The sequence below is a fragment of the Microbacterium sp. 22296 genome, from assembly GCF_052045385.1.
In the GTDB taxonomy this organism is placed as follows: Bacteria; Actinomycetota; Actinomycetes; order Actinomycetales; family Microbacteriaceae; genus Microbacterium.
The window spans coordinates 276283-296892 of record NZ_JBQEOS010000003.1 but is presented as its reverse complement, the minus strand read 5'-3'; the positions used below and the strand labels follow the sequence as shown (position 1 = coordinate 296892).

At 72.4% G+C, this 20610-nt stretch carries 25 protein-coding genes; 12 read left to right on the top strand and 13 right to left on the bottom strand.

What is annotated here, in order from left to right; all coding sequences use genetic code 11:
* Positions 1 to 52: 52 nt before the first annotated feature.
* On the top strand, positions 53 to 946 hold the full coding sequence (locus ACTJJP_RS07790; RefSeq protein ID WP_440774449.1) for an SDR family oxidoreductase: 894 nt from the start codon (positions 53 to 55) through the stop codon (positions 944 to 946).
* Between the two features lie 317 nt (positions 947 to 1263).
* Here the strand turns inward: ACTJJP_RS07790 and ACTJJP_RS07785 are convergent, their stop codons facing one another.
* A complete protein-coding gene (locus ACTJJP_RS07785) occupies positions 1264 to 1725 on the bottom strand; it encodes a GNAT family N-acetyltransferase (RefSeq protein ID WP_440774448.1) in 462 nt (153 codons plus the stop codon).
* Positions 1726 to 1810: 85 nt separating this feature from the next.
* Between ACTJJP_RS07785 and ACTJJP_RS07780 the strand changes: the two genes are divergently transcribed.
* A complete protein-coding gene (locus tag ACTJJP_RS07780; RefSeq protein ID WP_440774447.1) occupies positions 1811 to 2740 on the top strand; it encodes a helix-turn-helix domain-containing protein in 930 nt (309 codons plus the stop codon).
* Between the two features lie 4 nt (positions 2741 to 2744).
* On the opposite strand, the gene ACTJJP_RS07775 is transcribed toward ACTJJP_RS07780, so the two are convergent.
* On the bottom strand, positions 2745 to 3005 hold the full coding sequence (locus tag ACTJJP_RS07775) for a hypothetical protein (protein ID WP_440774446.1): 261 nt from the start codon (positions 3003 to 3005) through the stop codon (positions 2745 to 2747).
* Between the two features lie 139 nt (positions 3006 to 3144).
* Between ACTJJP_RS07775 and ACTJJP_RS07770 the strand changes: the two genes are divergently transcribed.
* On the top strand, positions 3145 to 3303 hold the full coding sequence (locus ACTJJP_RS07770) for a hypothetical protein (RefSeq protein ID WP_440774445.1): 159 nt from the start codon (positions 3145 to 3147) through the stop codon (positions 3301 to 3303).
* A gap of 107 nt (positions 3304 to 3410) precedes the next feature.
* On the opposite strand, the gene ACTJJP_RS07765 is transcribed toward ACTJJP_RS07770, so the two are convergent.
* Positions 3411 to 4457: an epimerase gene (locus tag ACTJJP_RS07765; protein ID WP_440774444.1), complete on the bottom strand. Its 1047-nt coding sequence runs from the start codon at positions 4455 to 4457 to the stop codon at positions 3411 to 3413.
* A 73-nt stretch (positions 4458 to 4530) separates the two neighbouring features.
* Between ACTJJP_RS07765 and ACTJJP_RS07760 the strand changes: the two genes are divergently transcribed.
* The 3 genes from ACTJJP_RS07760 to ACTJJP_RS07750 all read left to right on the top strand — a co-directional run bounded on the left by ACTJJP_RS07760 (position 4531) and on the right by ACTJJP_RS07750 (position 7142).
* On the top strand, positions 4531 to 5145 hold the full coding sequence (locus tag ACTJJP_RS07760; protein WP_440774443.1) for a hypothetical protein: 615 nt from the start codon (positions 4531 to 4533) through the stop codon (positions 5143 to 5145).
* A 357-nt stretch (positions 5146 to 5502) separates the two neighbouring features.
* Positions 5503 to 5634, top strand: coding sequence for a hypothetical protein (locus tag ACTJJP_RS07755; protein WP_440774442.1), 132 nt, complete (start codon positions 5503 to 5505; stop codon positions 5632 to 5634).
* Positions 5631 to 7142: a PepSY-associated TM helix domain-containing protein gene (locus tag ACTJJP_RS07750; protein ID WP_440774441.1), complete on the top strand. Its 1512-nt coding sequence runs from the start codon at positions 5631 to 5633 to the stop codon at positions 7140 to 7142. Before ACTJJP_RS07755 ends, ACTJJP_RS07750 begins: the two co-directional genes overlap by 4 nt.
* Positions 7143 to 7262: 120 nt before the next feature.
* Here the strand turns inward: ACTJJP_RS07750 and ACTJJP_RS07745 are convergent, their stop codons facing one another.
* Positions 7263 to 7676: a GNAT family N-acetyltransferase gene (locus ACTJJP_RS07745; RefSeq protein WP_440774440.1), complete on the bottom strand. Its 414-nt coding sequence runs from the start codon at positions 7674 to 7676 to the stop codon at positions 7263 to 7265.
* A gap of 216 nt (positions 7677 to 7892) precedes the next feature.
* Positions 7893 to 8339 (bottom strand): hypothetical protein, encoded by a 447-nt coding sequence (locus ACTJJP_RS07740; RefSeq protein ID WP_440774439.1) that lies wholly within the window; start codon positions 8337 to 8339, stop codon positions 7893 to 7895.
* A gap of 153 nt (positions 8340 to 8492) precedes the next feature.
* Here ACTJJP_RS07740 and ACTJJP_RS07735 point away from each other — a divergent pair, with 153 nt between their 5' ends.
* A complete protein-coding gene (locus ACTJJP_RS07735; RefSeq protein ID WP_440774438.1) occupies positions 8493 to 9485 on the top strand; it encodes an aldo/keto reductase in 993 nt (330 codons plus the stop codon).
* Between the two features lie 58 nt (positions 9486 to 9543).
* Here the strand turns inward: ACTJJP_RS07735 and ACTJJP_RS07730 are convergent, their stop codons facing one another.
* Complete coding sequence (locus ACTJJP_RS07730) at positions 9544 to 9996, bottom strand: SRPBCC family protein (RefSeq protein WP_440774437.1); 453 nt, start codon at positions 9994 to 9996, stop codon at positions 9544 to 9546.
* Between the two features lie 244 nt (positions 9997 to 10240).
* Positions 10241 to 11467: an NAD(P)/FAD-dependent oxidoreductase gene (locus tag ACTJJP_RS07725; RefSeq protein ID WP_440774436.1), complete on the bottom strand. Its 1227-nt coding sequence runs from the start codon at positions 11465 to 11467 to the stop codon at positions 10241 to 10243.
* A 223-nt stretch (positions 11468 to 11690) separates the two neighbouring features.
* Here ACTJJP_RS07725 and ACTJJP_RS07720 point away from each other — a divergent pair, with 223 nt between their 5' ends.
* The gene (locus ACTJJP_RS07720; protein ID WP_440774435.1) at positions 11691 to 12050 is read left to right on the top strand and encodes a sugar ABC transporter ATPase; all 360 of its coding nucleotides are present in this window, start codon (positions 11691 to 11693) and stop codon (positions 12048 to 12050) included.
* 208 nt (positions 12051 to 12258) lie between these two features.
* Here the strand turns inward: ACTJJP_RS07720 and ACTJJP_RS07715 are convergent, their stop codons facing one another.
* Positions 12259 to 12714 carry an Hsp20/alpha crystallin family protein gene (locus tag ACTJJP_RS07715; protein ID WP_440774434.1) on the bottom strand — a complete coding sequence of 152 codons (456 nt, stop codon included), beginning with the start codon at positions 12712 to 12714 and terminating at the stop codon, positions 12259 to 12261.
* A 211-nt stretch (positions 12715 to 12925) separates the two neighbouring features.
* On the opposite strand from ACTJJP_RS07715, the gene ACTJJP_RS07710 reads away from it, so the two are divergent.
* Positions 12926 to 13789 carry a UbiA family prenyltransferase gene (locus tag ACTJJP_RS07710; protein WP_440774433.1) on the top strand — a complete coding sequence of 288 codons (864 nt, stop codon included), beginning with the start codon at positions 12926 to 12928 and terminating at the stop codon, positions 13787 to 13789.
* Between the two features lie 72 nt (positions 13790 to 13861).
* Here ACTJJP_RS07710 and ACTJJP_RS07705 read toward each other — a convergent pair whose 3' ends face one another.
* Genes ACTJJP_RS07705 through ACTJJP_RS07695 form a run of 3 tightly spaced genes read right to left on the bottom strand, consistent with a single transcriptional unit; the run spans position 13862 to position 16792 of the window.
* On the bottom strand, positions 13862 to 14983 hold the full coding sequence (locus tag ACTJJP_RS07705) for an FAD-dependent oxidoreductase (protein ID WP_440774432.1): 1122 nt from the start codon (positions 14981 to 14983) through the stop codon (positions 13862 to 13864).
* Positions 14976 to 15701 (bottom strand): methyltransferase domain-containing protein, encoded by a 726-nt coding sequence (locus ACTJJP_RS07700; RefSeq protein WP_440774431.1) that lies wholly within the window; start codon positions 15699 to 15701, stop codon positions 14976 to 14978. The genes ACTJJP_RS07705 and ACTJJP_RS07700 overlap by 8 nt, the downstream gene beginning before the upstream one ends.
* The gene (locus ACTJJP_RS07695) at positions 15698 to 16792 is read right to left on the bottom strand and encodes a type III polyketide synthase (RefSeq protein ID WP_440774430.1); all 1095 of its coding nucleotides are present in this window, start codon (positions 16790 to 16792) and stop codon (positions 15698 to 15700) included. The genes ACTJJP_RS07700 and ACTJJP_RS07695 overlap by 4 nt, the downstream gene beginning before the upstream one ends.
* 39 nt (positions 16793 to 16831) lie before the next feature.
* On the opposite strand from ACTJJP_RS07695, the gene ACTJJP_RS07690 reads away from it, so the two are divergent.
* Together ACTJJP_RS07690 and ACTJJP_RS07685 are read left to right on the top strand one after the other, a co-directional pair.
* The gene (locus ACTJJP_RS07690; RefSeq protein ID WP_440774429.1) at positions 16832 to 17110 is read left to right on the top strand and encodes a hypothetical protein; all 279 of its coding nucleotides are present in this window, start codon (positions 16832 to 16834) and stop codon (positions 17108 to 17110) included.
* 102 nt (positions 17111 to 17212) lie between these two features.
* Positions 17213 to 17770, top strand: a complete 558-nt coding sequence (locus ACTJJP_RS07685; RefSeq protein ID WP_440774428.1) for an MFS transporter — start codon at positions 17213 to 17215, stop codon at positions 17768 to 17770.
* Between the two features lie 45 nt (positions 17771 to 17815).
* On the opposite strand, the gene ACTJJP_RS07680 is transcribed toward ACTJJP_RS07685, so the two are convergent.
* The gene (locus ACTJJP_RS07680; protein ID WP_440774427.1) at positions 17816 to 19012 is read right to left on the bottom strand and encodes a glycosyltransferase; all 1197 of its coding nucleotides are present in this window, start codon (positions 19010 to 19012) and stop codon (positions 17816 to 17818) included.
* Positions 19013 to 19361: 349 nt separating this feature from the next.
* Here ACTJJP_RS07680 and ACTJJP_RS07675 point away from each other — a divergent pair, with 349 nt between their 5' ends.
* Entirely contained in the window at positions 19362 to 20246 is an 885-nt protein-coding gene (locus ACTJJP_RS07675) for an alpha/beta hydrolase fold domain-containing protein (protein ID WP_440774426.1), read from the top strand.
* A 157-nt stretch (positions 20247 to 20403) separates the two neighbouring features.
* Here ACTJJP_RS07675 and ACTJJP_RS07670 read toward each other — a convergent pair whose 3' ends face one another.
* Positions 20404 to 20589, bottom strand: coding sequence for a hypothetical protein (locus tag ACTJJP_RS07670; protein ID WP_440774425.1), 186 nt, complete (start codon positions 20587 to 20589; stop codon positions 20404 to 20406).
* Between the last annotated feature and the right edge of the window lie 21 nt (positions 20590 to 20610).

Here is a 20610-nt window from a genome sequence, read left to right as displayed (position 1 = left end):
TTGACCCCCGCCGGTGCGGTTCCGCCCCGGCATCCCCCTGAAAGGACTCGCCATGAGCACGCAGTACACGTTCACCGATCCCACGAAGCTCTATGCCGACATCGACCCGAAGGCGCAGGAGGCGACCGAGCCCGGGCTCGACGCCGAACTGACGCCGAAGGCGGCCCTCGGTGAGGACACCTATGTCGGATCCGACCGACTCACGGGTCGCAAGGCTCTCATCACGGGCGCCGACTCCGGTATCGGTGCCGCCACGGCCATCGCCTTCGCCCGGGAGGGGGCGTCGGTCGCGATGTCGTACCTGCCCGAGGAGAAGGTGGATGCCGACCGCATCGCCGGGATCCTCCGCGATGCCGGCGCGACCGTCGTGCAGATCCCCGGCGATCTGCGTGAGCGCGAGTACGCCCGCACGCTGGTGAAGGAAGCCGTCGAGGGCCTCGGCGGCCTCGACATCGTCGTCAACAACGGTGGGAAGCAGATCTTCAACGAAGACATCACCACGCTGAGCGACGAGCAGTTCGACGACACCTTCAAGACCAACGTCTACGCGATGTTCTGGATCTGCAAGGAGGCGGTGCCCCACCTCGCACCCGGCTCGACCATCATCAACACCACGTCGATCCAGGCGTACTCTCCCGCACCGATCCTCGTCGACTACGCCTCGACGAAGTCGACCATCAACACCTTCACCAAGGCCCTCGGCCAGCAGCTGGCGCCCAAGGGCATCCGCGTGAACGCCGTCGCCCCCGGTCCGATCTGGACGCCGCTGCAGGTCACCGACGGGCAGCCCGACGAGAAGGTCGACGAGTTCGGCGAGGAGACCCCGCTCGGACGCATGGGTCAGCCCGCAGAGCTCGCTCCGGCGTACGTCTACCTCGCCTCGGCGGAGTCGAGCTACGTCATCGGCGAGACGCTGAACGTCAACGGCGGAATGCCGACGCCGTAAGCAGTGGCGAGGGAGGGGCCGTCGTCCGGATGCGGGCGGCGGCCTCTTCCGCGTGGGGGTCTCGGTCCCTTCGACGGGCTCAGGGACCTGTGCCACGGGCCCGGCGATGTGCGTTGCCGGGGCGCCGTGTGGGGGTCTCGGTCCCTTCGACGGGCTCAGGGACCTTTGCCGCGCGCCCGGGAGCCGCGCCACGAGCCGGGGAAATGCGCCGCGGGCCCGGGAGCAGCGCCGCGAGCCGGGGACCTGCGCCGCGAGCCCGGGGCGTGTGCGCGGCCCGGGCGGGGGAGGGGCCGAGCCCGTCGAAACCGCCGGCGGCGTCAGACGAGGGGCTTGCGGTAGAAGATCTCTCCGTCGGCCGTCTCCTCGGTACGGTGATACCCCTCCCGCTCGTACAGTCGCTGATTCGCCTCGCTCAAGCCCCCGGTGAACAGCTCCGATGCGGTCGCGCCGGCCTCGCGGCCCCGCTGCTCGACGGCGTCCAGGAGGAGGGTGCCGAGCCCCTCACCCTGCTGGTCGGGCGCGATGGCGAGGCGCCCGATGAGCAAGAGGTCGCCGTCGAGGCGCGCGCGTACCGCCCCCACGATGCGGTGCGCCGTCATGGCCACGCAGCCGAGATTCTCGACGAGTTCGGCCCGCAGCTCTTCGAGGGTCTGGGTCAGCGGCGGCATATCGGGGTCGCCGTAGATCAGGGCTTCGCTCGCGAAGGCGGCGCGCTGGACGGTCAGCACCTCACCGGCATCGTCGGGGGTGATGGGGCGGACGGACGGCGAGTTCGGCATGGGGTCCTTCGTGACGACGGAGGCGGTCGGGTTAACTATCATGGGCGTGTGCGCCCTGTGTTCTCGCTGATGGGCGAATACCCCCATGAACGACTTCTTCGATACGAGCGTCCGCACCACCGACGTGGCCGAGACGCAGGCATGGCTGCGGGCCCAGTACGGACGCATCGACGTCCAGGCGGATCAGGCGTCGTTCACCGAGCATGCGGTGGGGGATGCGTCGTTCTCGTTGCGCCGACTGATGTGGCGATGCCGTGCGGAGGTGATCTACGAGGCGGACCGCTTCTATTTCGCCACCTCGACCCCGGGGTACGCATGGACGGTGGGGTCGAGCTCGGGGGAGTACAGCGTCGAGCCGGGCCTCGTGCAGCCCGGCCAGGAATTCGTGGGTCACCCCGAGGACACGACGCTGCAGCTCGTCGCGTTCGACGTGGCCTGGCTCACCGAGTCGGCGCGAGCGATCTACGGCGACGACGCGCTGACTGTCCGCTTCGCCCACACCGAGCCGGTATCGCGCCGCATGCGCGACTACTGGCTCGCCACGATCCGCTGGGCGCAGACCCAGCTGCCGGTGATGGCCGAGCCCCTCGCCCGCGCGCACGTGCGACGGTCGCTCATGGCCGCGACCCTCGAGGCTTTCCCCCTCACCGGCGACCCGCGGGAGCGTCGGGCCTCCGCGTTGGAGCAGGCGTCGATCTACACCTCGGCGATGGCCTGGATCGACGATCACGCGTCGCTGGCCATCACGATCGACGACGCCGCCCGCGCCGTGGGCACCTCGACCCTGGGCCTGCGGCGCGCCTTCGCCGCCAACGGCCAGCTCGCCGACACTCCCGAGGAGTACCTCGCGACCGCCCGCGTGAGCGCCGCGCACGCCGACCTCATCGGAGCGGACCCGACCTGCGTCACGGTCGACGAGGTCGCCACGCGGTGGGGCTTCATCGACCGGGCCGCGTTCGCTGCGGCGTACCGCGCCGCGTACGGCTCCGCACCCCAGACGACGCTGGACCGCTGAGCGGTCAACGGTCGCGGTCGGTGTACTCGCCGGGATCGTCGACGTCCTCCCGCGACTCGTCGCCGCCGGGCAGCTGCACGTCGGTGTAGGCGCCCGCCTCGTCGGACCGGGGGCGCTCCCGCGTGCCGTCGACGTTCTGACGGTCGACGTACTCGCCCGGCAGATCGGAGCTCCCGCGATCCTCCGTCCCGTCGGGCAGTTGCAGATCGGTGTACTCGCCCTCGTCGGGTCCCGTGCCGTGTCCGTTGACATCGCGCTCAACCATCGCCGCCTCCTGGGTCGTGATGGCTCGACGCTAAACCCGGGTCGCTGCGACCGCAGCGGTCTTGACAGGCGCACTGTCGCGCACGTGTCGGGGTGTCAAGGCCATAGGAGGAGGCTCCGCAGAGGCGGAAGGTCGGGTCATGCCTGCTCTCGCCATCGTCCTCGTCATCGTCGGTCTCGTCCTCCTGCTCCTCGGCGTCTTCGTCGAGGCTGTGAAGTTCCTCCTGTGGATCGGCCTCATCATCCTGATCGTCGGGGCCGTCATGGCGGTCCTGCGCTTCGTGCGCCGCAAAGTCTGACGCGCGCGACGCCGCACGGCATCCATCGATCCCGAGCCGCTGGCGTCACCGCGGCGGTGGACTCCCGCCGCTCGGCGCGTCCGCGCCGCGGGTGCGGTGCGATGGATTCACGCCGAGAACAGGTCGCTCGCACGTGGCCGGTGCACGGCTGCGACCGCGTCGAGCGCGGGGCCGAGCTCGGGGTGGCGGAACGAGAAACCCGCCTCGGTGAGCACGCGCGGCACCGCCCAGCGGCTCTTCAGGACGAGTTCCGGTTCGTTGCGCAGGAGGGCCATGGCGGGATCGAGCATCCACCGGAAGGCCGGAACACCCCGCGGCATCCGGGACACCCGCCGGATCTCGCGCATCAGCGTGCGGTTGTCGCTGACGCCCGGCGCGGCGAGGTTGACCGGACCCGAGATGTCGCCGCGGTCGCGGAGGAAGCGGACGGATGCCACGACGTCGTCGATGTGGATCCAGCTGAAACGCTGTCGTCCCGACGTGCGGTGCCAGCTCGACCACACCGCACCGGTGGGGTGCGCGCCGATGCCGCGGTAACGACGGTGCGGGAACCACCAGCTGTCGAGCTGCGGCCCGCCGAGTCCCAGGCGCCCCAGCGCGAAGAGCATGCGGGTCGCGGGCCCGTCTCCGAGGACGATCGCCATGCGCAGCGCCACTCGACGGGTGGCGGGTAGATCGCCGGCGAAGAACGCGCGCTCCCAGCTCGTCGCCACGTCGACCGAGAAGCCCTCGCCGAGGATCCCGTCGGTCTCGTCGTTGCCGCGTTCGGTCTCGTGCCGGTAGACGGTGGCGGTGGAGGCGTTCATCCACACACGCGGCGGACGAGCGGCCGCGGCGACGGCGGCGTGCAGCTCTCGGGTCGTGTCGACGCGGGAACGCAGGATCTCGTCGCGATTCGCGTCGGTGTACCGGCACGACACGATCTTGCCCGCGAGGTTCACCACCACGTCGGCGCCGTCGACGAGGCGCTCGATCGCCCCCGCATCGCCCCACACCGCCGATCCGGCGCGGCCGACGGTGAACACGTCGTAGCCGTCGTCCTCGAACGCGCGCGCCAGCGCCCGCCCGACGAAGCCGCTCGCTCCCGCGATCACGACGCGGGGTCGCCCCGCGGTCCGCTTCCGGTCGTCGGGATCGGTGCGCTCATCGGCCACGGGTGCTCCTGTCGTCGGTCGATGCTATCCAGTCGCTCGGAGCGAACCACCCGGGGCTGACACAATGGAGCCCATGCGTCGACAGAGCCGGGGCCCGCGCGTCGCGCGGGGAACCGTCGCGGCATCCGTCGCCACCTTCGTCGCTCTGCTCTCCCACGTCTCCGGCGGTGGACAGGTGCCGGGTGTCTTCGGCATCGCGGTTCCGCTCGCGCTGTCGTTCGTGGTGTGCACGACCCTCGCCGGGCGCCGCCTCTCTCCCGTGCGCCTCGGCCTCGCCGTCGCCGTCAGCCAGCTGTCGTTCCACACGCTGTTCGTGCTCGGGAGCTACCGCTCCGGGACCGCCGGGCACATCCACGGCGCCCCGCCCCTGCTGACGGGCGAGGTCTCGGCTCAGATCGTCGCGGCTCCGATCGCCACTGCGGATGCCGCGATGTGGGTCGGACACTTCGTCGCCGCCGTGGCCACGACCGCGCTGCTGCACCGGGGCGAACGCACCGTCACCGTCCTGCGCGACCTCGCGGTTCGCTGCGTGGCTTGGGTCCGTTCGCGTGCCCGTATCGTCGCCACCGTCGCCGGACCCGCTTCGGTACGCCGCATCCCCGCGCTGATCGTGGCCGACATGCTCCCGGTCTCCGCCGTCATCGCCGAGTCGACCCGTCGGCGCGGCCCCCCGCTCGCGGCATCCTGAGCTCTACCCCACCCGCCGACGGGTGGGGGATCCGGCCGTTCGAGCCGGGTGCGATCGTCCTCGTGTCGAGGAGTCCCTCCGGGTCGTCCTGACGCGGGGTCCGCACCCGAGGCGGCCGTCCGCGTCCCTCTCGGGCGCCTCCCCACCGTGAGACACCCGCTGTCGTCGCACCCGTTCCGGCGTGCTATGCCCGCCGGTCGGTCCCCGGCGTGCGTACGCGCACGCCACGACGGATGCCACGCGCATTCGGAAAGTGCTTCCCCCGTTCCGCTTCCGTGTCCTCGCGGGCGGAAAGGTCCTGGCCGCGACACGGGCCCGTCGCCCGTGTCGTGGCCGGCAGACATCGAAAGGCAACTCGTGCCCCTCCCCAACAGACTCGACGAGCTCGACCTCCTCGACGAGTGGACGACCCCCGACGGCTCGATCGTCTTCGCCCTCTCTCCCGGTTGCCGCGAAGGCGGTCTCGTCGGAGAGGGGATCCCGACGTGACCACGACCCTCGAGCCCGACGGCACGTCCGGCGCCGCGGCATCCGGTGGTCCCGCGGTCGGGTCGTCGTCGGCGCGCACCGCATCGGCGGGCGCCGCGGCATCCGGGTCCGGCGCGGGCAGATCGGCCGCCGGCTGGTTCACCCCGCTCCTGCGACGCCTGCACTTCTTCGCCGGCCTCCTCGTCGGGCCGTTCATCCTCGTCGCTGCGGTCAGCGGCGCGTTGTACGCGATCACGCCGACGCTCGAGAAAGTGATCTACGCGCATGAGCTGACGGCGGCCTCGGATGCCGCGTCGGTGCCCCTGGCCGACCAGATCGCCGCGGCCCAGACCTATCTCGACGACGGCGCGTCGCCCGTCGCGGTGCGCCCGGCGCCCTCACCCGGCGACACGACCCGCGTGATGTTCGCCGACGAGTCACTACCCGAGAGCACGACGCGGGCGATCTTCGTCGACCCGGCCACGACCGAGATCCGCGGCGACCTCGCCGCGTACGGCACGAGCGGCGCGCTGCCGCTGCGGCATTGGATCAGCGACCTGCACCGATCGCTCCACCTCGGCGACGTCGGCCGGTGGTACAGCGAGCTCGCGGCATCCTGGCTCGGGATCGTCGCCCTCGCGGGGCTGGGGCTGTGGATCGGCCGATTCGCTCGGTCGCGTCGAGGCCGTCGCGACGTGATACGGCCGAACCGCCGTCACGGGGGATACCGGCGGCTGTCGGGGTGGCACTCGGCGGTGGGGGTCTGGGTCGTGCTCGGGGCGCTGTTCCTCTCTGCCACGGGCATCACGTGGTCCACCTTCGCGGGAGCGAACGTGAGCGATCTGCGCGCGGCGATCGGCGGCGGTACCCCCGCGCTGACGACCACGCTCGACGGGTCGGCCCCGAGCGGGGGCGACCACGCCCACCACGGCGGTGCCGCATCGGCACAGAGCGGGCAGACCGACGCGGCCACCTTCGACGCCGTGCTCGCGATCTCGCAGCGCCTGAACGTCGACAGCGGCGACGTCGAGATCCGCCCGCCGTCCGCCGCGGGCAGAGCGTGGGTCGTGCAGGAGATCCATCGCAGCTACCCCACGGAGGTGGATGCCGTGGCCATCGACGGCTCGAGCATGACCGTGATCGACCGGGTCGACTTCGCCGACTACCCCCTACTGGCGAAGCTGTCGCGGTGGGGCATCGACCTGCACTCGGGCACGATGTTCGGCCTCGTCAACCAGCTCGCGCTGTTCGCCCTCGCGCTCGGGATCGCGACGCTCGTCGTGCTCGGCTACGCGATGTGGTGGAAGCGTCGACCGACACGGGGACTCGCGTCGGCGCCCGCGCGGGGTGTGCTGCGCCACGCGCCGTGGTGGGGAGTCGGAGCGGTCCTCGTCGCCGCCGTGGCGATCGGGCTGGTGCTGCCGTTCGTCGGCTACACGCTCGTGGTGTTCGTGGTGCTCGACCTGCTGCTCGGGTGGCGGGCGCGGCGGACGTCCTCGTCGGAGCGGAGCGACACGGCGACCCGCTGACTCGGCGACCCGCTGACACGGCGGCCGCAGGACGCGGATGCGTCGGCGGCGACACGCTCTCGGCGGGTGGCGCCGCGGTGACGCGGGGGTCAGGCGCCACCTGACCCGCGCCGCCGCCGGTCAGGTGAGCAGCTGGTGCATCGTCACCGAACCGGTCGTCGGCTCAGTGAAACCGAGGCTGCGGTACAGCGCCTGACCCGGTGGGTCCGCGAGCAGGGTCACGTACGCCCCCTCGGGGGCCTTCGCGCGGATCTCCGCGAGGAGCTCCTCGAGGATGCGGCGGCCCAGACCCCGCCGCTGATACGCGGGCAGGGTCGCCATATCGGCGATGAGGAAGTACCACCCGCCGTCGCCGACCACCCGCCCCATCGCGACCGCCCGGCCCGTGGCATCCGTGATCCTCCGCCACGCCCAGCTGTTGGTCAGTGCCGGGCCGCCCTGGTCGGGCCGCTTCGGGGTGAGGCCCGAGGCGCGCCGCAACTCGAGGTAGTCGTCGAGCGCGGGCGGGAGCGATTCGAGGCGGAGGTCGTCCATCGTCCCAGCCTGCCAGGCGCGAGCGATTCCCCCTCGTGGCGACGTCTCCGGGGTGGGCGGCGCGAGCCCCGGTGCGCGGCCGGAGGTTTCGACAGGCTCAGCCTCCTCCGTCGGCGAGGTCCCTGAGCCTGTCGATGGGACCGGGATCCCGCGTGTGCGGGCTTTACGAGGTCCCTGAGCCTGTCGAAGGGACCGGGACCCCGCCGCGCGTATCGGTCAGGCTCTGTCAGGGTCGGGCAGGCTCCGGGCGATCTTGCTGGACGCCGCCGAATCGCGGTCCACGCCCGGCTGGAACTTCGCGATGGGGTCCTCGCTGTCGATGTGCGGCCCACCACCGTCGGCGGTCCGCGGCGAGGATGCCGGAGCGCCCGCCTCCTGCCCGGAGTCGTCGGCATCCTCGGTGTGGCGGGAGGTGGAGACGCCGTCGCCGTGGGTGTCGCGCTCCGTAGGGCCGTCGGCTGCGCGCGTGCCGACACCGGGCAGGTCGTTCTGGCTCGAGATGTTCTGGATGCGGGCCTCGTCGTCGGCGTCGATCCGGGCGGCGCCCACGGCACCCGTGTCGGCTCCCGCGGCACCCGCGGGAACGTCGGCGGCGAGCCCCTCGGACTCGGGGATGATGTTCTCTTCGTCGGCTCCGGGGAGTCGATCGGCGGGAGCGTCCATGGTGATCCTCCTGATCGGTGTGGCGGCCACGCTAAGCGCCGGGAACGCGGGGAAGGCCGGGGTTGCGCTCGCCGGGTCTCGGCATCCACCGCCCCGCGACCCCGCTGTCGGAGGGGCTGGCTAGGCTCGAGGGACGCGTCGAAAGGAACCGCAATGCAGCAGCGCCCCCTCTCCCGGACCGGCCGCGAGGTCTCGGCGATCGGCCTCGGCACCTGGCAGCTTGGCCCCGACTGGGGCGGGGTCGGAGAAGACGAGGCCCTCGCGGTGCTCGGCGCCGCGGCCGACGCCGGCGTCACGCTCTTCGACACCGCCGACGTCTACGGCGACGGTCGATCGGAAGAGATCATCGGAAAGTTCCTCAGGGGCACGGACGCCACGGGCATCACGGTCGCGACGAAGATGGGGCGCCGCGAAGACCAGGTGCCCGAGAACTACGTCATGGAGAATTTCCGCGACTGGCTCGACCGGTCCCGCCGCCTGCTCGGACAGGACACCCTCGACCTCGTGCAGCTGCACTGCCCGCCGTCCACCGTGATCGACGACGACGCCACGTGGGAGGCGCTCGACCAGCTCGTGTCCGAGGGCGTCATCGCCGCGTACGGCGCGTCGGTCGAGACGATGGACCAGGCTCTCTCGGCGCTTCGTCGCCCGAACCTGACGAACCTGCAGATCATCTTCAACCCGTTCCGCCTGAAGCCCCTCGACGAGGTGCTGCCGCTCGCGGCCGAGAAGAACGTGGCGGTCCTCGCGCGTGTTCCCCTCGCGAGCGGCCTGCTCTCGGGGAAGTACACCCGCGACACCACGTTCGACAAGGACGACCACCGCACGTACAACCGCAACGGCGAAGCGTTCGACAAGGGCGAGACGTTCTCGGGGGTGCCGTTCGACGAGGGCGTGGCGGCGGCCGACGAGCTGAAGTCATCACTGCCCGGGGATGTGACGTTGCCGGCGGCGACGCTGGCGTGGATCGCGTCGCGCACCGGTGTCACCTCGGTCATCCCGGGCGCACGTTCGGTCGCCCAGGCGGCGTCGAACGCCGCGGCGGCCGACCTCCTCGACGGCGGCTTCGACCTGGCCGCGTTCGACGCTCTCGTGCGCGAGGTGTACGACAGGCGCCTGCGGGCGGAGATCCACCCGCAGTGGTGAACCCCGCAGAGCGGAAGCCGGGCCCGTCCTTNGGGCCCGGCTTCTGCGGCGGGTGACGTCAGCTGACGTCGCCGCGCCAGGCGCCGGACTCGGCACCGCGCGACTCGATGTACTCCTTGAAGTTGGCGAGGTCCTTCTTGACCGAGAAGTCATCGGCGCCGAACACGGCACCCAGCTTCTCAAGCACGCCGGTGGGCTCCCAGTCGATCTGCACGGTGACGCGCGTCTCGTCGTCCGACAGACGGTGGAAGGTCACGACGCCGGCGTGGTTCTCGTCGCCGCCGACGCTGTTCCAGGCGACTCGCTCGTCGGGGTGCTGCTCGGTGATCTCGGCGTCGAACTCGCGCTCGGCTCCGGCGATCTTCACTTTCCAGTGGGTCAGCGTCTCGCTCTTCTGCGTGATCGACTCGACGAAGCTCATGAAGTGCGGGAACTCCTCGAACTGCGTCCACTGGTTGTAGGCGACGCGGACGGGAACGTTGACGTCGACGGTTTCGATGACCTGTGCCATGGTGTCCTCTTTCGTATAGGTTCCGGGGCTGGCTCCAGTCTTCGCGCGGCGCGGCGGACGCGCCCCCGGGGTTGAGGGATCGTGTTCCGTGCCCTATACGCGAGGGTTTTACCCGCGAGAAACGCTCCTCGCGTCGAGAAACNTTTCTCGACGCGGAGGGCGTTTCTCGATGCCAGCAGGGCCCGCAGCCCGCCCGGCGCGCGCGGTCCGGCCAGCGGATGCCGGGACGCGGCGCCGACGCGCGTCAGGCGAGGCCGCGCAGGATCAGGTGCCAGTACACCCACGGCAGGATGCGCCGGTCGGCGATCCACGACAGCCGCCGCTCGCGATACAGCGAGCGCCAGAACGGGATCGTCGGCTGCAGGCGCCCCCGCCGGTCGAACTCCGCGAATACGACCGTTCCGCGTGACACCGTGAAGGGGACGACGCTGTAGCCGGTGTATCTCGCCGACGGAGTGCGCCCCTGGCGAACGGCCGTCATGTTCTTCACGAGCACCTTGGCCTGTTGCCGTATCGCTCCGCCCGAGCGGCGCGTGGTGCTCGCCGCGGCATCTCCCACGGACCAGACCTCGGGGTGGCGCACATGCTGGAACGTCTCGGGGTCGACGTCGACGAAGCCGTGCGGATCACCGGATGCCGCCAACCCGCTCCCGGCGATCCATTCCGGCGCGCGCTGCGGCGGCACCGCATGCAACACGTCGTAGGACAGCGTCTCGTCGCGGGCGGAGTCGCGGTCGGCGTCGCCGTGGCCGATGACGAGCGTGCGCGACGCGGCATCCACGGATCGGAGCTGCCGGCTGTAGCGCACCTCGATGCCGTACTCGTCGAGCTTGCGTCGCAGCTCCCGGTCGATCGCGGGGATGCCGAAGGGCACGGGGTCGGGGCAGACGAACACGACGCGGATGTCATCGCGCACGCCGATCGCGCGCCACCAGTCGCACGCGAGGTACATCGGCTTCTGCGCCGCGGCGCCGCACGACGCCGGCTCCGGGGGCTGGGTGAACACGACGGTGCCCGAGCGCAGGTCGCGGAGCACCGGCGACGCTTTCGCGGCGAGGTCGAAGTCGTAGTTCGAGATGCCCGTCGGATCCGCCATCGCCTCGGGCAGGCCGGGGATCTGCTCCCAGGCCATCCGCATGCCGGCGCAGACCACCAACTGGTCGTAGTCGAGGTGCTCGCCCGAGACGAGGTGCACACGCCGGGCCTCGGCATCGACGGTGAAGACCTCGTCGCGCAGCCACCGTGCCCCGCGGGGAGTGACGTCGGCCTGACGGCGAACGGCTTCGGAGGCGCGCGCGGCACCCCCGGCGATGTGGGACTGCAACGGCGCGAACACGTGCTTCTCGCGCGGTTCGATCACGGTGATGTCGCCGGCGCGGGCACGGTGCAGGCGGCCCGCCACCGACAGTCCCGCGTTCCCCCCGCCGATGACGACGATGCGCGCGGGCGCGGCTGTTCGGGAGTCGTTCATGGGGGATCCTCTCGTCGCCCTCACGCTCGCCCGCCCGGTCCGGAGGCGCCAGCGCCTTGACAGCGGCTCCGCCGGCGACCGCAGCGCACGGGAGGCGGCGCGGTCCGGCGCGACGACGCACGCGCGACGCGTGTCAAGGGGCACGGCGGGGACGGGCGCGGCGTGTGGGATGAGAGCAGCCGCTGATCCTCGCGGTGACACGCGTCCGACGGAAGGACCCCCCATGAGCGACGCTTCGATCGACCCGACCACCGCCGCGACGCCCCCCGCCGCTGACGCGGGAATCGCGGGCGTGCAGCCCCTGCGCGACGGCGACACGTCCATCCAGCCCGACCCCGCGCTCGACCCGGCGCAGGCCGAGTGGGACGCGACCACGGCACTCGACGAGGGCGCCGATCCCGCCGACATCAACCCGGACACCGCCACGGGTGCCGACCCGGCCGAGATCCCCGCTGACGACAGCGACATCCCGCAGGAGGACATCCACGCCCTCGCCACCGGCACCGACTCGCAGGGTCAGGATCCCGGGGTCGTCGAGCTCGGCGAAGAGGGTCAGGGCGACCTCGCCCCCGAGGACCTCTGAGGCTTCTCCGACGCCCCGGGTGCCCGTAACGGTCCCGGGGCGTCGCTGTGCCCGCGGCGATATCGTCACGGTGGGCGGGACGCTTTCGGCGGGGGGCCCGAGGGTGGTCGGGCGGGAGCAGGTGCCCCCGCGGATGCAGACTCGGACCGTGCGCGCAGGTTACGGGGGAGCGGTCCTCGAAAGGACCGCGCCCCCGCCCCGCTCGGCTCTACTGCTCGATGAGCTGCGGCGAGCTCTCGTGCGCCTCGATGACGCCATCGTGCTCGTCGGTCGACACAGCGATGCGCCGCGGCTTCGCCTTCTCGCTCACGGGGATCGTCACGCTCAGCACACCGTTGCGGTACGAAGCGCTGATGCCCTCGGTGTCGATCCCCTGGCCGAGGTTGAGCTGACGGACGAAGGATGCCGTCTCGCGCTCGCGCGTGATCCACTTCACGCCCTCGCCGGAGCCCAACGTGCGTTCGGCGCGGATCGTCAGCAGCTGGCCGTCGACGTCGATGTCGACCGACCCGGGGTCGACGCCGGGCAGGTCGGCGGCGAGGACGTAGTGGTCGCCGTCGCGGTAGAGGTCCATGGGCATCCGTCGGGGGCCGCCGCCACGGCGTGCGTCGAGAAGGGTCGACGCCAGACGGTCGAGGTCGCGGAAGGGGTCGTAGGTGGCCATTGTCGTTCTCCTTGTCGATCGGTCGGGGTGTGGCATCCCCGATGTTCGGTGAAGTTGAGTCTGATGCGCTCAACTACGTAGAGATTAGCACTCGGGTGCTGCGAGTGCCAAGGATTCTCGGGCGCGATCATCGCGCCTTCGACACCGCGGCGCATCCCCGGGCGGCGAGACGCGCGGGCCCGCGATGCCCGCCCCGCGGTAGCGTCATCGGGTGACGGATGCCGCGGCGGAGCCGCCCCTCGCTCGCACTCCCCTCGGGCGCGCGGGCGTCGTCGGAGCGCTGTGGGCGTCCACCCACCCCGGACCCACGCTCGTGGTCACGGCCCTCTCGCTCGCGCTCGGCATCGCCGCCGGCGTCGATCCCGGACGCCTCCTCGTGCTCGTGGCCGCGGTCTTCGCGGGGCAGGTGTCGGTGGGGCTCTCGAACGACGCGATCGACGCGGCGCGGGATGCCGCGGTCGGGCGCACCGACAAGCCCATCGCCGGGGGAGCGGTCACCGCGGGCCGGGCGCTGGCCGTCGGCGTGGGAGCCGTCGTCGTCGCGCTCGCCTTGTCGATCCCGCTGGGTCCCGGGCTCGTGGCGGCCCACTCCGTCGCGCTCGCCTCGGCGTGGGCGTACAACGCGGGGCTGAAGTCGACGGCGTTCTCGATCGTGCCGTTCCTGCTGAGCTTCGGACTGTTCCCCTCGTTCGCCACCCTCTCGACCTCGGCCCCCGCGCTCGCCGCGGTGTGGGCCTCGGTCGCGGGTGCCGCCCTGGGTGCTGCGGTGCACCTGACCAACGTCGTGCGCGACCTCGACGACGATCGCCGCACCGGCGTCCGCGGCCTTCCGCACCGCCTCGGCGCGCGGGCGTCCGTGCTGCTGGCCGCCGCGGGGATCGTCGTCGGGGCTCTGGCGGTGCTGCTCGGCCCGGGTGGCCAACTCGGGGCCGTCCGGGTGGCGTTCTTCGTCGCCGCGGTCGCGGTGGCCGTCGCGACCGCCGTACTCGTGCTGGTGCGCCCCCCGGGCCGAGCCGTGTTCCGGTTGACGATGGTCGCGGCGCTCCTGCTCGCGGTGCAACTCGTCGTCTCCTGACGCCCCGGGTCTCGTCGCGCGCCCCTCCCGTGCGCCGCCGTCGTGCAGGCGCGGCAGCCGCGGCCCGCCGCATCAGGTGCCGGGCGCCGCCCGGTCGAACCTCATCGCATACGCGCGCGTGAACGCCGCGCCCCCCGGTCCCCGCAACAGCGTCCGCAGCGCGCCGGTCCGCATCCGGTGCGCGGCCGGACCCGCCGCCCGCCCGAGCAGGGTGTTGAGGAACGCCAGCCGGGCCGCGTGCCGGGCCGAGGCGAGCCGGTCTCGTTCCCAGCGCGCGAGGCCGGCGTCCTCGCCCCCGCGCACCCACGGCGCGAGCAGAGGCGACAGGGTCAGCGCGTCGAGCAGACCGAGGTTCATGCCCTGCCCGCCGATCGGGCTGACCTCGTGCCCGGCGTCGCCCACGACCACGATGCGCCCGCGCCGCAGAGCCGGGGCGACGGCGCGGCGTACGCCGAAGGTCGAGGCCCCGGCGATCTCGATCTCGACCCCGGTACGGACGGCGACCGCTTCGCGCAGGAAGGCATCGGCATCCCCGACCTCGCTCGATCCGGCCCACGCGACCAGCCTTCGGCGACCACCGGGCAGCGGGAACGACTCCACCACACCCCCGCGTTCGAGGTGCACCCGAGCCACGGGACCACCGGTTGCCACGACATCGGCCATGACGTAGCGGTCGGGGTAGTGGCGCGTGCGAACGGCGCCGTCGCGGTAGACGAGTGCGCGTCCCGCCCACCCGGATGCCACGACCACCACGCCGGCGCGGATCTCGGCCCGTCCGCCGGGCCCCGACACCTCCGCCCGCACGCCGTCGCCGTCGGAGTGCAGCGCCTCGACGGCTGTTCCCCGGCGTATCGGAGGGGCCAGGGCGGACAGCACGCGCATCGTGTCGGTCTGCGCCAACGCCGCGACATAAGGATGCCGGGCCCGCAGACGCTCGAACCGGATCTCGGCGATCACCCGGCCGTCGGCGCGCGCCTCGCCGCGGTCGATCCGCACGGCATCGGCCCGGATGCCATCGGTCGCGCCGCACGCCTCGAGCAGCGTCAGGGCGGGGGAATGGATGCCGATGGCCCGCGTCCCACCCCCGGCGTCGACGCGGCGCTCGACGATCTCGACGTCGACGCCCCGGGTGCGCAGGTCGGCGGCGAGGGCGAGACCCACGGGACCCGCGCCGACGACGAGCACCTCAGGCATCGGCATCCGCCCGTCCCCGGGCGACGGCGAGCACGCGGAACGGTGCCGGCGTCTGCACCTGCCAGGGGGAGCCGAGCGCGGCGGCCAACTCGGGCGCGCGATAGCTGCGTCGGATGGAGCGCAGCCCGTCGACGCGAAGGAACGTGCCGGCCGAGAGAGGGGTGATGCCCACGGCGTACAGGGCGTACGCCCGTCGGCCGCGCGCGATGTCGGCGTGCAGAACGGCGCCGCGCGAGAGGGCGAGCGAGTCGTCGGCGAACCAGCGCAGGCCCTCGGCGTCGAGATGGTGGAGCACGTGGTTGCTCACGACGAGATCGAACCGCTCGCCGGCGGCCAGAAGCTCGCGCGAACCCGCCGCGACGAACCGCACCCCCGGCCGCTGCCGCATCCGGGCGGCCTCGTGCGCCCGCGGGTCGGGGTCGGCGCCGACCCACTCGACGTCGAGACCGTCGCGGGCGGCCAGGGCGGCCAGACGCACGACGACGTCGCCGCCGCCCGAACCGAGGTCGAGCACACGGGCCGGGCGGCCGAGGGCGCGCAGCTCGGGCGCCACCCGCGTGCGGTAGACCCGCCCCCACGCCGACACCAAACGGTTGACGACGTCGAACCGGCGGTAGGTGGCGGCCAGGGACCGCGGATCGCATTCGGGATCGTCCATCAACTCGGTGAGCTCCGTATCGCGCCGCGCGAGCCCGAGTGGGCGGGCGGTACGACTCACGATCGTGGGCGGCGCACGGTGATCTTCGCCGCCTCGACCGTGAGCCCCGGACCGAAGGCCAGCGCCGCGACCCGGTCGCCCTCGACGCGGGCGGCGTCGGCGAGCAGGTCGCGCAGGATGAACATCAGCGTCGCGCTCGACATGTTGCCGTGCCGGCGCAGCACGTCGCGCGAGGCGGCGAGGGCTGCGGCATCCAGTCCGAGGGCGTTCTCGACCCGATCGAGGATGCTCCGCCCACCCGGATGCACGGCCCACGCGTCGACCGCGGCGAGGTCGCCGACGACGTCGGCGGCGATGGCCGAGATCTCGCGTCCGATGATGCGCGGCACCTCGGGAGTCAGCGTCATCTCGAAGCCCGAGTCGCCCACGGTCCAGGCCATGTCCTTCTCGCCCTCGTCGGTCACGTGCGTGGCGAAGTCGTCGAGGTCGAGACCGTCGTGGGCGGAGTCTCCGGATGCCACGACCGCGGCGCCCGCGCCGTCGGCGAAGACCGAGGCGGCGACGATCTGGTCGGGGTGCGACGAGGTCTGCCAGTGCAGCGAACACAGCTCCGCGCAGGCGACGAGCACGACCGCCGACGGGTCGGCGCCGACGATGCGCGCCGCCAGCCGCAGCGCGGGGATGGCCGCCGCGCAGCCGATGAAACCGAGGTGATAGCGCTCGACGGTCGGCGAGAGGCCGAGATCCCGCACGAGGTGGTAATCGGGGCCGGGGGCGAACATGCCGGTGCACGAGACCGTGACGACGTGCGTCACGGCATCCGCGTCGTATCCCGATCCGGCGATCGCGAGGCGCGACGCCTCCGCGAAGAGGGCCGGTGCGGTGCGGCGGTACTCGTCGTTGCGGGCGCCGGTGGAGGGCATGAGCAGCGTGTCGCCGTCGCGCACCCCGAGGCCGTCACCGTCGCCTCCGGCCAACTGCGGCAGCACCACGTGTCGGGTGTCGATCGCGGCGGCGTCGAAGGCGGCTCCCACCAGTCTCCGGCTCATACGGTCGAAGCCGGGCTGTGCGGCGAACAGGTCGCGAAGGGTGGACTGCTCGACGCGCGTATCGGGGAGGGCCGTGCCGATCGAGAGGATGCGCGCGGTCATGACTCACCTTAGGCACGGCGACGCTCCCCCGGCGCGGGGATGGCGCACCGTCAGCACGGCGTCTATGGTGCCGCGGGCCCCGATCCGCGGGGCCGGCGAGGGCCGGTCCGGGGTGCTCCGGGTGCGAACGGTGGACCCCCGGCGCGTCCGCCGATCATCGCGGGGCGTCGTGGGGCGGCCACGTGGTCGTTCACCGGACCCGGCCCCGACGGGACGATCCTGACCACCCGCGGCTGCGACATCTACGAGTCCCGCGGTGGCAGGATCGCGCGCAAAGACGCGTTCCGCAAGGTCTACCAGCCCGACACGCAGGACTGATCAGCCGCCGACCGCCGGGCGGGTACGGGTGCGTCGATCGCGCGTCCCCCCTGTCGCCGCGAGAAGATGGTCCGCCGACGTCCCCTACGCGAGAGAGGCCCCGTGGCCGTCGTCCGCCCCACCCGGTCCTGGCTCCTCGTCGCCCCGGCGCTCATCGTCCTCGGTTGGGGCGGCAATCACTTCCTGCCGCTCATGCAGTACTACCGGCTCGTGCAGGGGTTCTCCCAGGTGCAGGTCGACATCCTGCTCGGAGCGTACGTCTTCGGGATCGTGCCGGGGTTCGCGCTGTCGGGTGCCTGGTCCGACCGGTACGGTCGGCGCCCGGTGCTGCTGGCGGGTCTGGTGCTCGGCATCGTCGGAAGCATCGTGCAGGTGTGGATCGTGCTCGTCGCCGCGCCCGTCTTCGGCGCGGGCTACGGGCTCGCGATGGTCTTCGACTTGTCGACCACGCAGTCGCTCGCGCGTCCCGAGGATCTCGCGGGCATCACGGCCGCGTACTACTCGCTGACGTATCTGGGGTTCCTCCTGCCGGCGGCGCTGGCCGCCCTCAGCTCATCCGCGCCGATGGGGGTGCTGCTCGGGGCCACGGCGGCCGTCTGCGCACTGTGCACGGCGGTGGCGGCGTGGGGCATCCGCCGTACCGGTGCGCCGACGCGCTGACACCCGGGCGCACCGGGCGGCCCGGGCTCACCCGGCCCGCGGGCTTCAGGCGGCCAGGACAGCGGGCTGAAGCAGGCCCGTGATGGCCCCGCGGTACTCGTCGATCATCCGGCGCCGGTCGAGACGCCCGCGCGCGGCGAGTGCCGCCGCGCGCAGCATCGAACGCCGCTCCAGCACGTCGTCCCACGCCGCGGTGATCGCTTCCTCGTCGCGCGCGGTCACCACACCGAAGCCCGCGACGACGCGCGCGGCGTCGCCGACGTCGGTGGTCACCGGCACGGCTCCGGATGCCGCGCCCTCGGCGAGGCACAGCGGTGAGGCCTCGCCGTACGCACTGGTGAGGGCGACGATGTCGGCGGCGCGGTACAGCTCGGGCACGTCGTCGCGCAGACCCAGGGCGTGGACGGGCACCTCCGGCCCCACGCCGCTCTCGGCCCGCAGCGCGAGGAAGGCGGGGTTGTCGGAGGTCATGCCCGCCCCGCACACGACGTAGTGCGCTCCGGGCGTGCGGCGCGCGTGCCGGGCGACGGCGCGCAGGAACAGACCCGGATCCTTCATCGCGTCGAATCGTGCGGCCAGGATGACGACGGGCGCCGATTCCGGGATGCCGAGGCCGGCACGGATGCGAGAGCGTTCGGCCCGTGTGCCCGGGCGGAAACGCCGGGTGTCGATGCCGTTGTCGATGACCCACGAGGTCGCTGCGGCCACTCCGGCCCGCGCGTAGGCGATCGAGGTGGACTCGGCGCACGCGATCGTCGCCGTCACCGCCCCGGACGCGGCGGTGTCGGCGAGCCATCCGAGGGCCGGACCCGAGTGGGTCGGGTCGGAGCGGTGCAGGCACGCGGCGATCGGGCGGTCGGGGAGGAGACCGGCACGCTGCAGCGCGACGACGAGGCTCAGCGGCTGCTCCTTCAGCGAGAGCACCACGTCGGCCTCGGCGAAGAGCGATGCGGCGTGGACCAGTTCGTCGATCGTGAAGTCCTCGGGCGCCAGGGGGCGGTCCCCGGCGACGCGGTCGAACGTGTCGATCCGCACGCCCGCGGTGCGCAGGCGGCGGAAGCGACCGTCGTCACGGGCGCGCTGCAGCGACGCATCGCGACGCGCGGCCGAGGTCAGCGAGAGCACGCGGTGCTGCTGGGATCCACCGCGGGTCAGGCCCGCCACGACATCGGAGTGCAGGATGCGCGCCCCGCCGGCGAAGAATCCCTCGTACAGCGACAGCACACGGACGGGTCGGGTCATCGGGTCGCCTCCGGGTCGGGATGCCAGCACCGCGGTCGCGGTCGTCCCATGCTGAAGGGTCCGACCCGGGTCGTGGGTTACGCCCGGGCGACCATCGAATGAACGCCCGCGCACGCGGATGCCGGCGGTGTGCGTGCGCGAACTTCCGCGCGCCGGCGTGCGCGTGTGCGGGACGCCCGCACACGCGGTCACCGGCTGCGCGCTCGCGCCGCGGTCGATCGCCCGTGCTGCGCGGTGCCCGAACGACCCGACGGGTGATCCGCGCGATCGTCTGACACAATCAGCGCACGCTCGCACCCCTCGCACGCCCGGGTTGCGGCTTTGTCACCCCCCGACGAAGGAGACGGCGATGTACCTTCCCGAGGCGATCTTCCCCGCCATTCTCGGCCTCATCCACGCGAACAGGCCGTTCCGGACCGCGCAGGGGGCTCATGAGGCCATCCGCGACCGAGCTCTCCGACCGGCTGCCTACGGCCCGCCCACGCGCATCCGACCCGATGTCTCGATCACCGTCGATCGCGACGGAGGGACACCGGTCTACACCGTGTCACCCGCGTCGCGTGGCTCTTCGGGTCACGTCATCTACACGCACGGCGGAGGGTGGATCAACACGATCCGCTCGCAGCACTGGGCCCTGATCTTCCAGATCGCCGCCGAATCCCGGGTCACCGTGACCGTGCCCATCTGGCGCCTGCTCCCGGACGGCGACGCGGGGGAGGCGAACGCGCTCGTGCTCCGTCTGCACGCCGCGTTGCGGCGAACGGGTCAGCCCGTCCACCTCGCCGGGGACTCGGCCGGGGGGCAGATCGCGCTCTCGGCCGCACTCGCGCTACGCGACGCCGGCGTCACGGGGATCCGCACGGTCCTCATCGCTCCGGCGCTCGACCTCACGATCTCGAATCCCCGCATCCCCGAGGTCCTGCCCACGGACCCGTGGCTGGGCGTCGACGGCTGCCGTGTCCTCGCTGAGAAGTGGGCGGGCGACCTCTCCCTCGCCGACCCCGTCGTCAGCCCGCTCTTCGGCGATCTGCACGACCTCGGTCCTCTGCTGATCGCGTCGGGCACGCGCGACATCCTGAACCCCGACGCCCATCTCCTGGTCGAGAAGGCGCGGGCATCCGGCGTCGAGGTCACCTTCCTCGAGCGCGCGGGCGCCGTGCACGACTTCCCGCTGCTCCCCACCCGGGCGGGGGCGGCCGCGCGGTCGCGTATCGTCGCCGCTCTGCGCGGCTAGACGGACGGACGGGGTGAACCGTGCGGTCGGCCCTGTGGGCGAACCCACGGGTGAGGTGTCGACACCCGTCCGGCGGGTGCTCGATCACCTCCACGACGCGCCGACGCGCCGACTCCACGGGGGGTGGGAGTCGACGCGTCGGGGGATGGGGCGGTCTTCAGGCGCGGGGCGCCGCCTGCGTCGTCGTGCCGGCGTCGCGCATGCGCGACCAAGGCCAGCGCGCGGCGGTGCGCTCCCGGGGCTGTTCGCTCGAACGCGGGACGATACCGTCGCCCATGGCGGCCGACATCGCGGTGCTCCACCCTGAGCGTGCCTGCTGTCCGCCGTGCTCTCCGTAGATCATGGTGTCTCTCCTCGCTCCCGT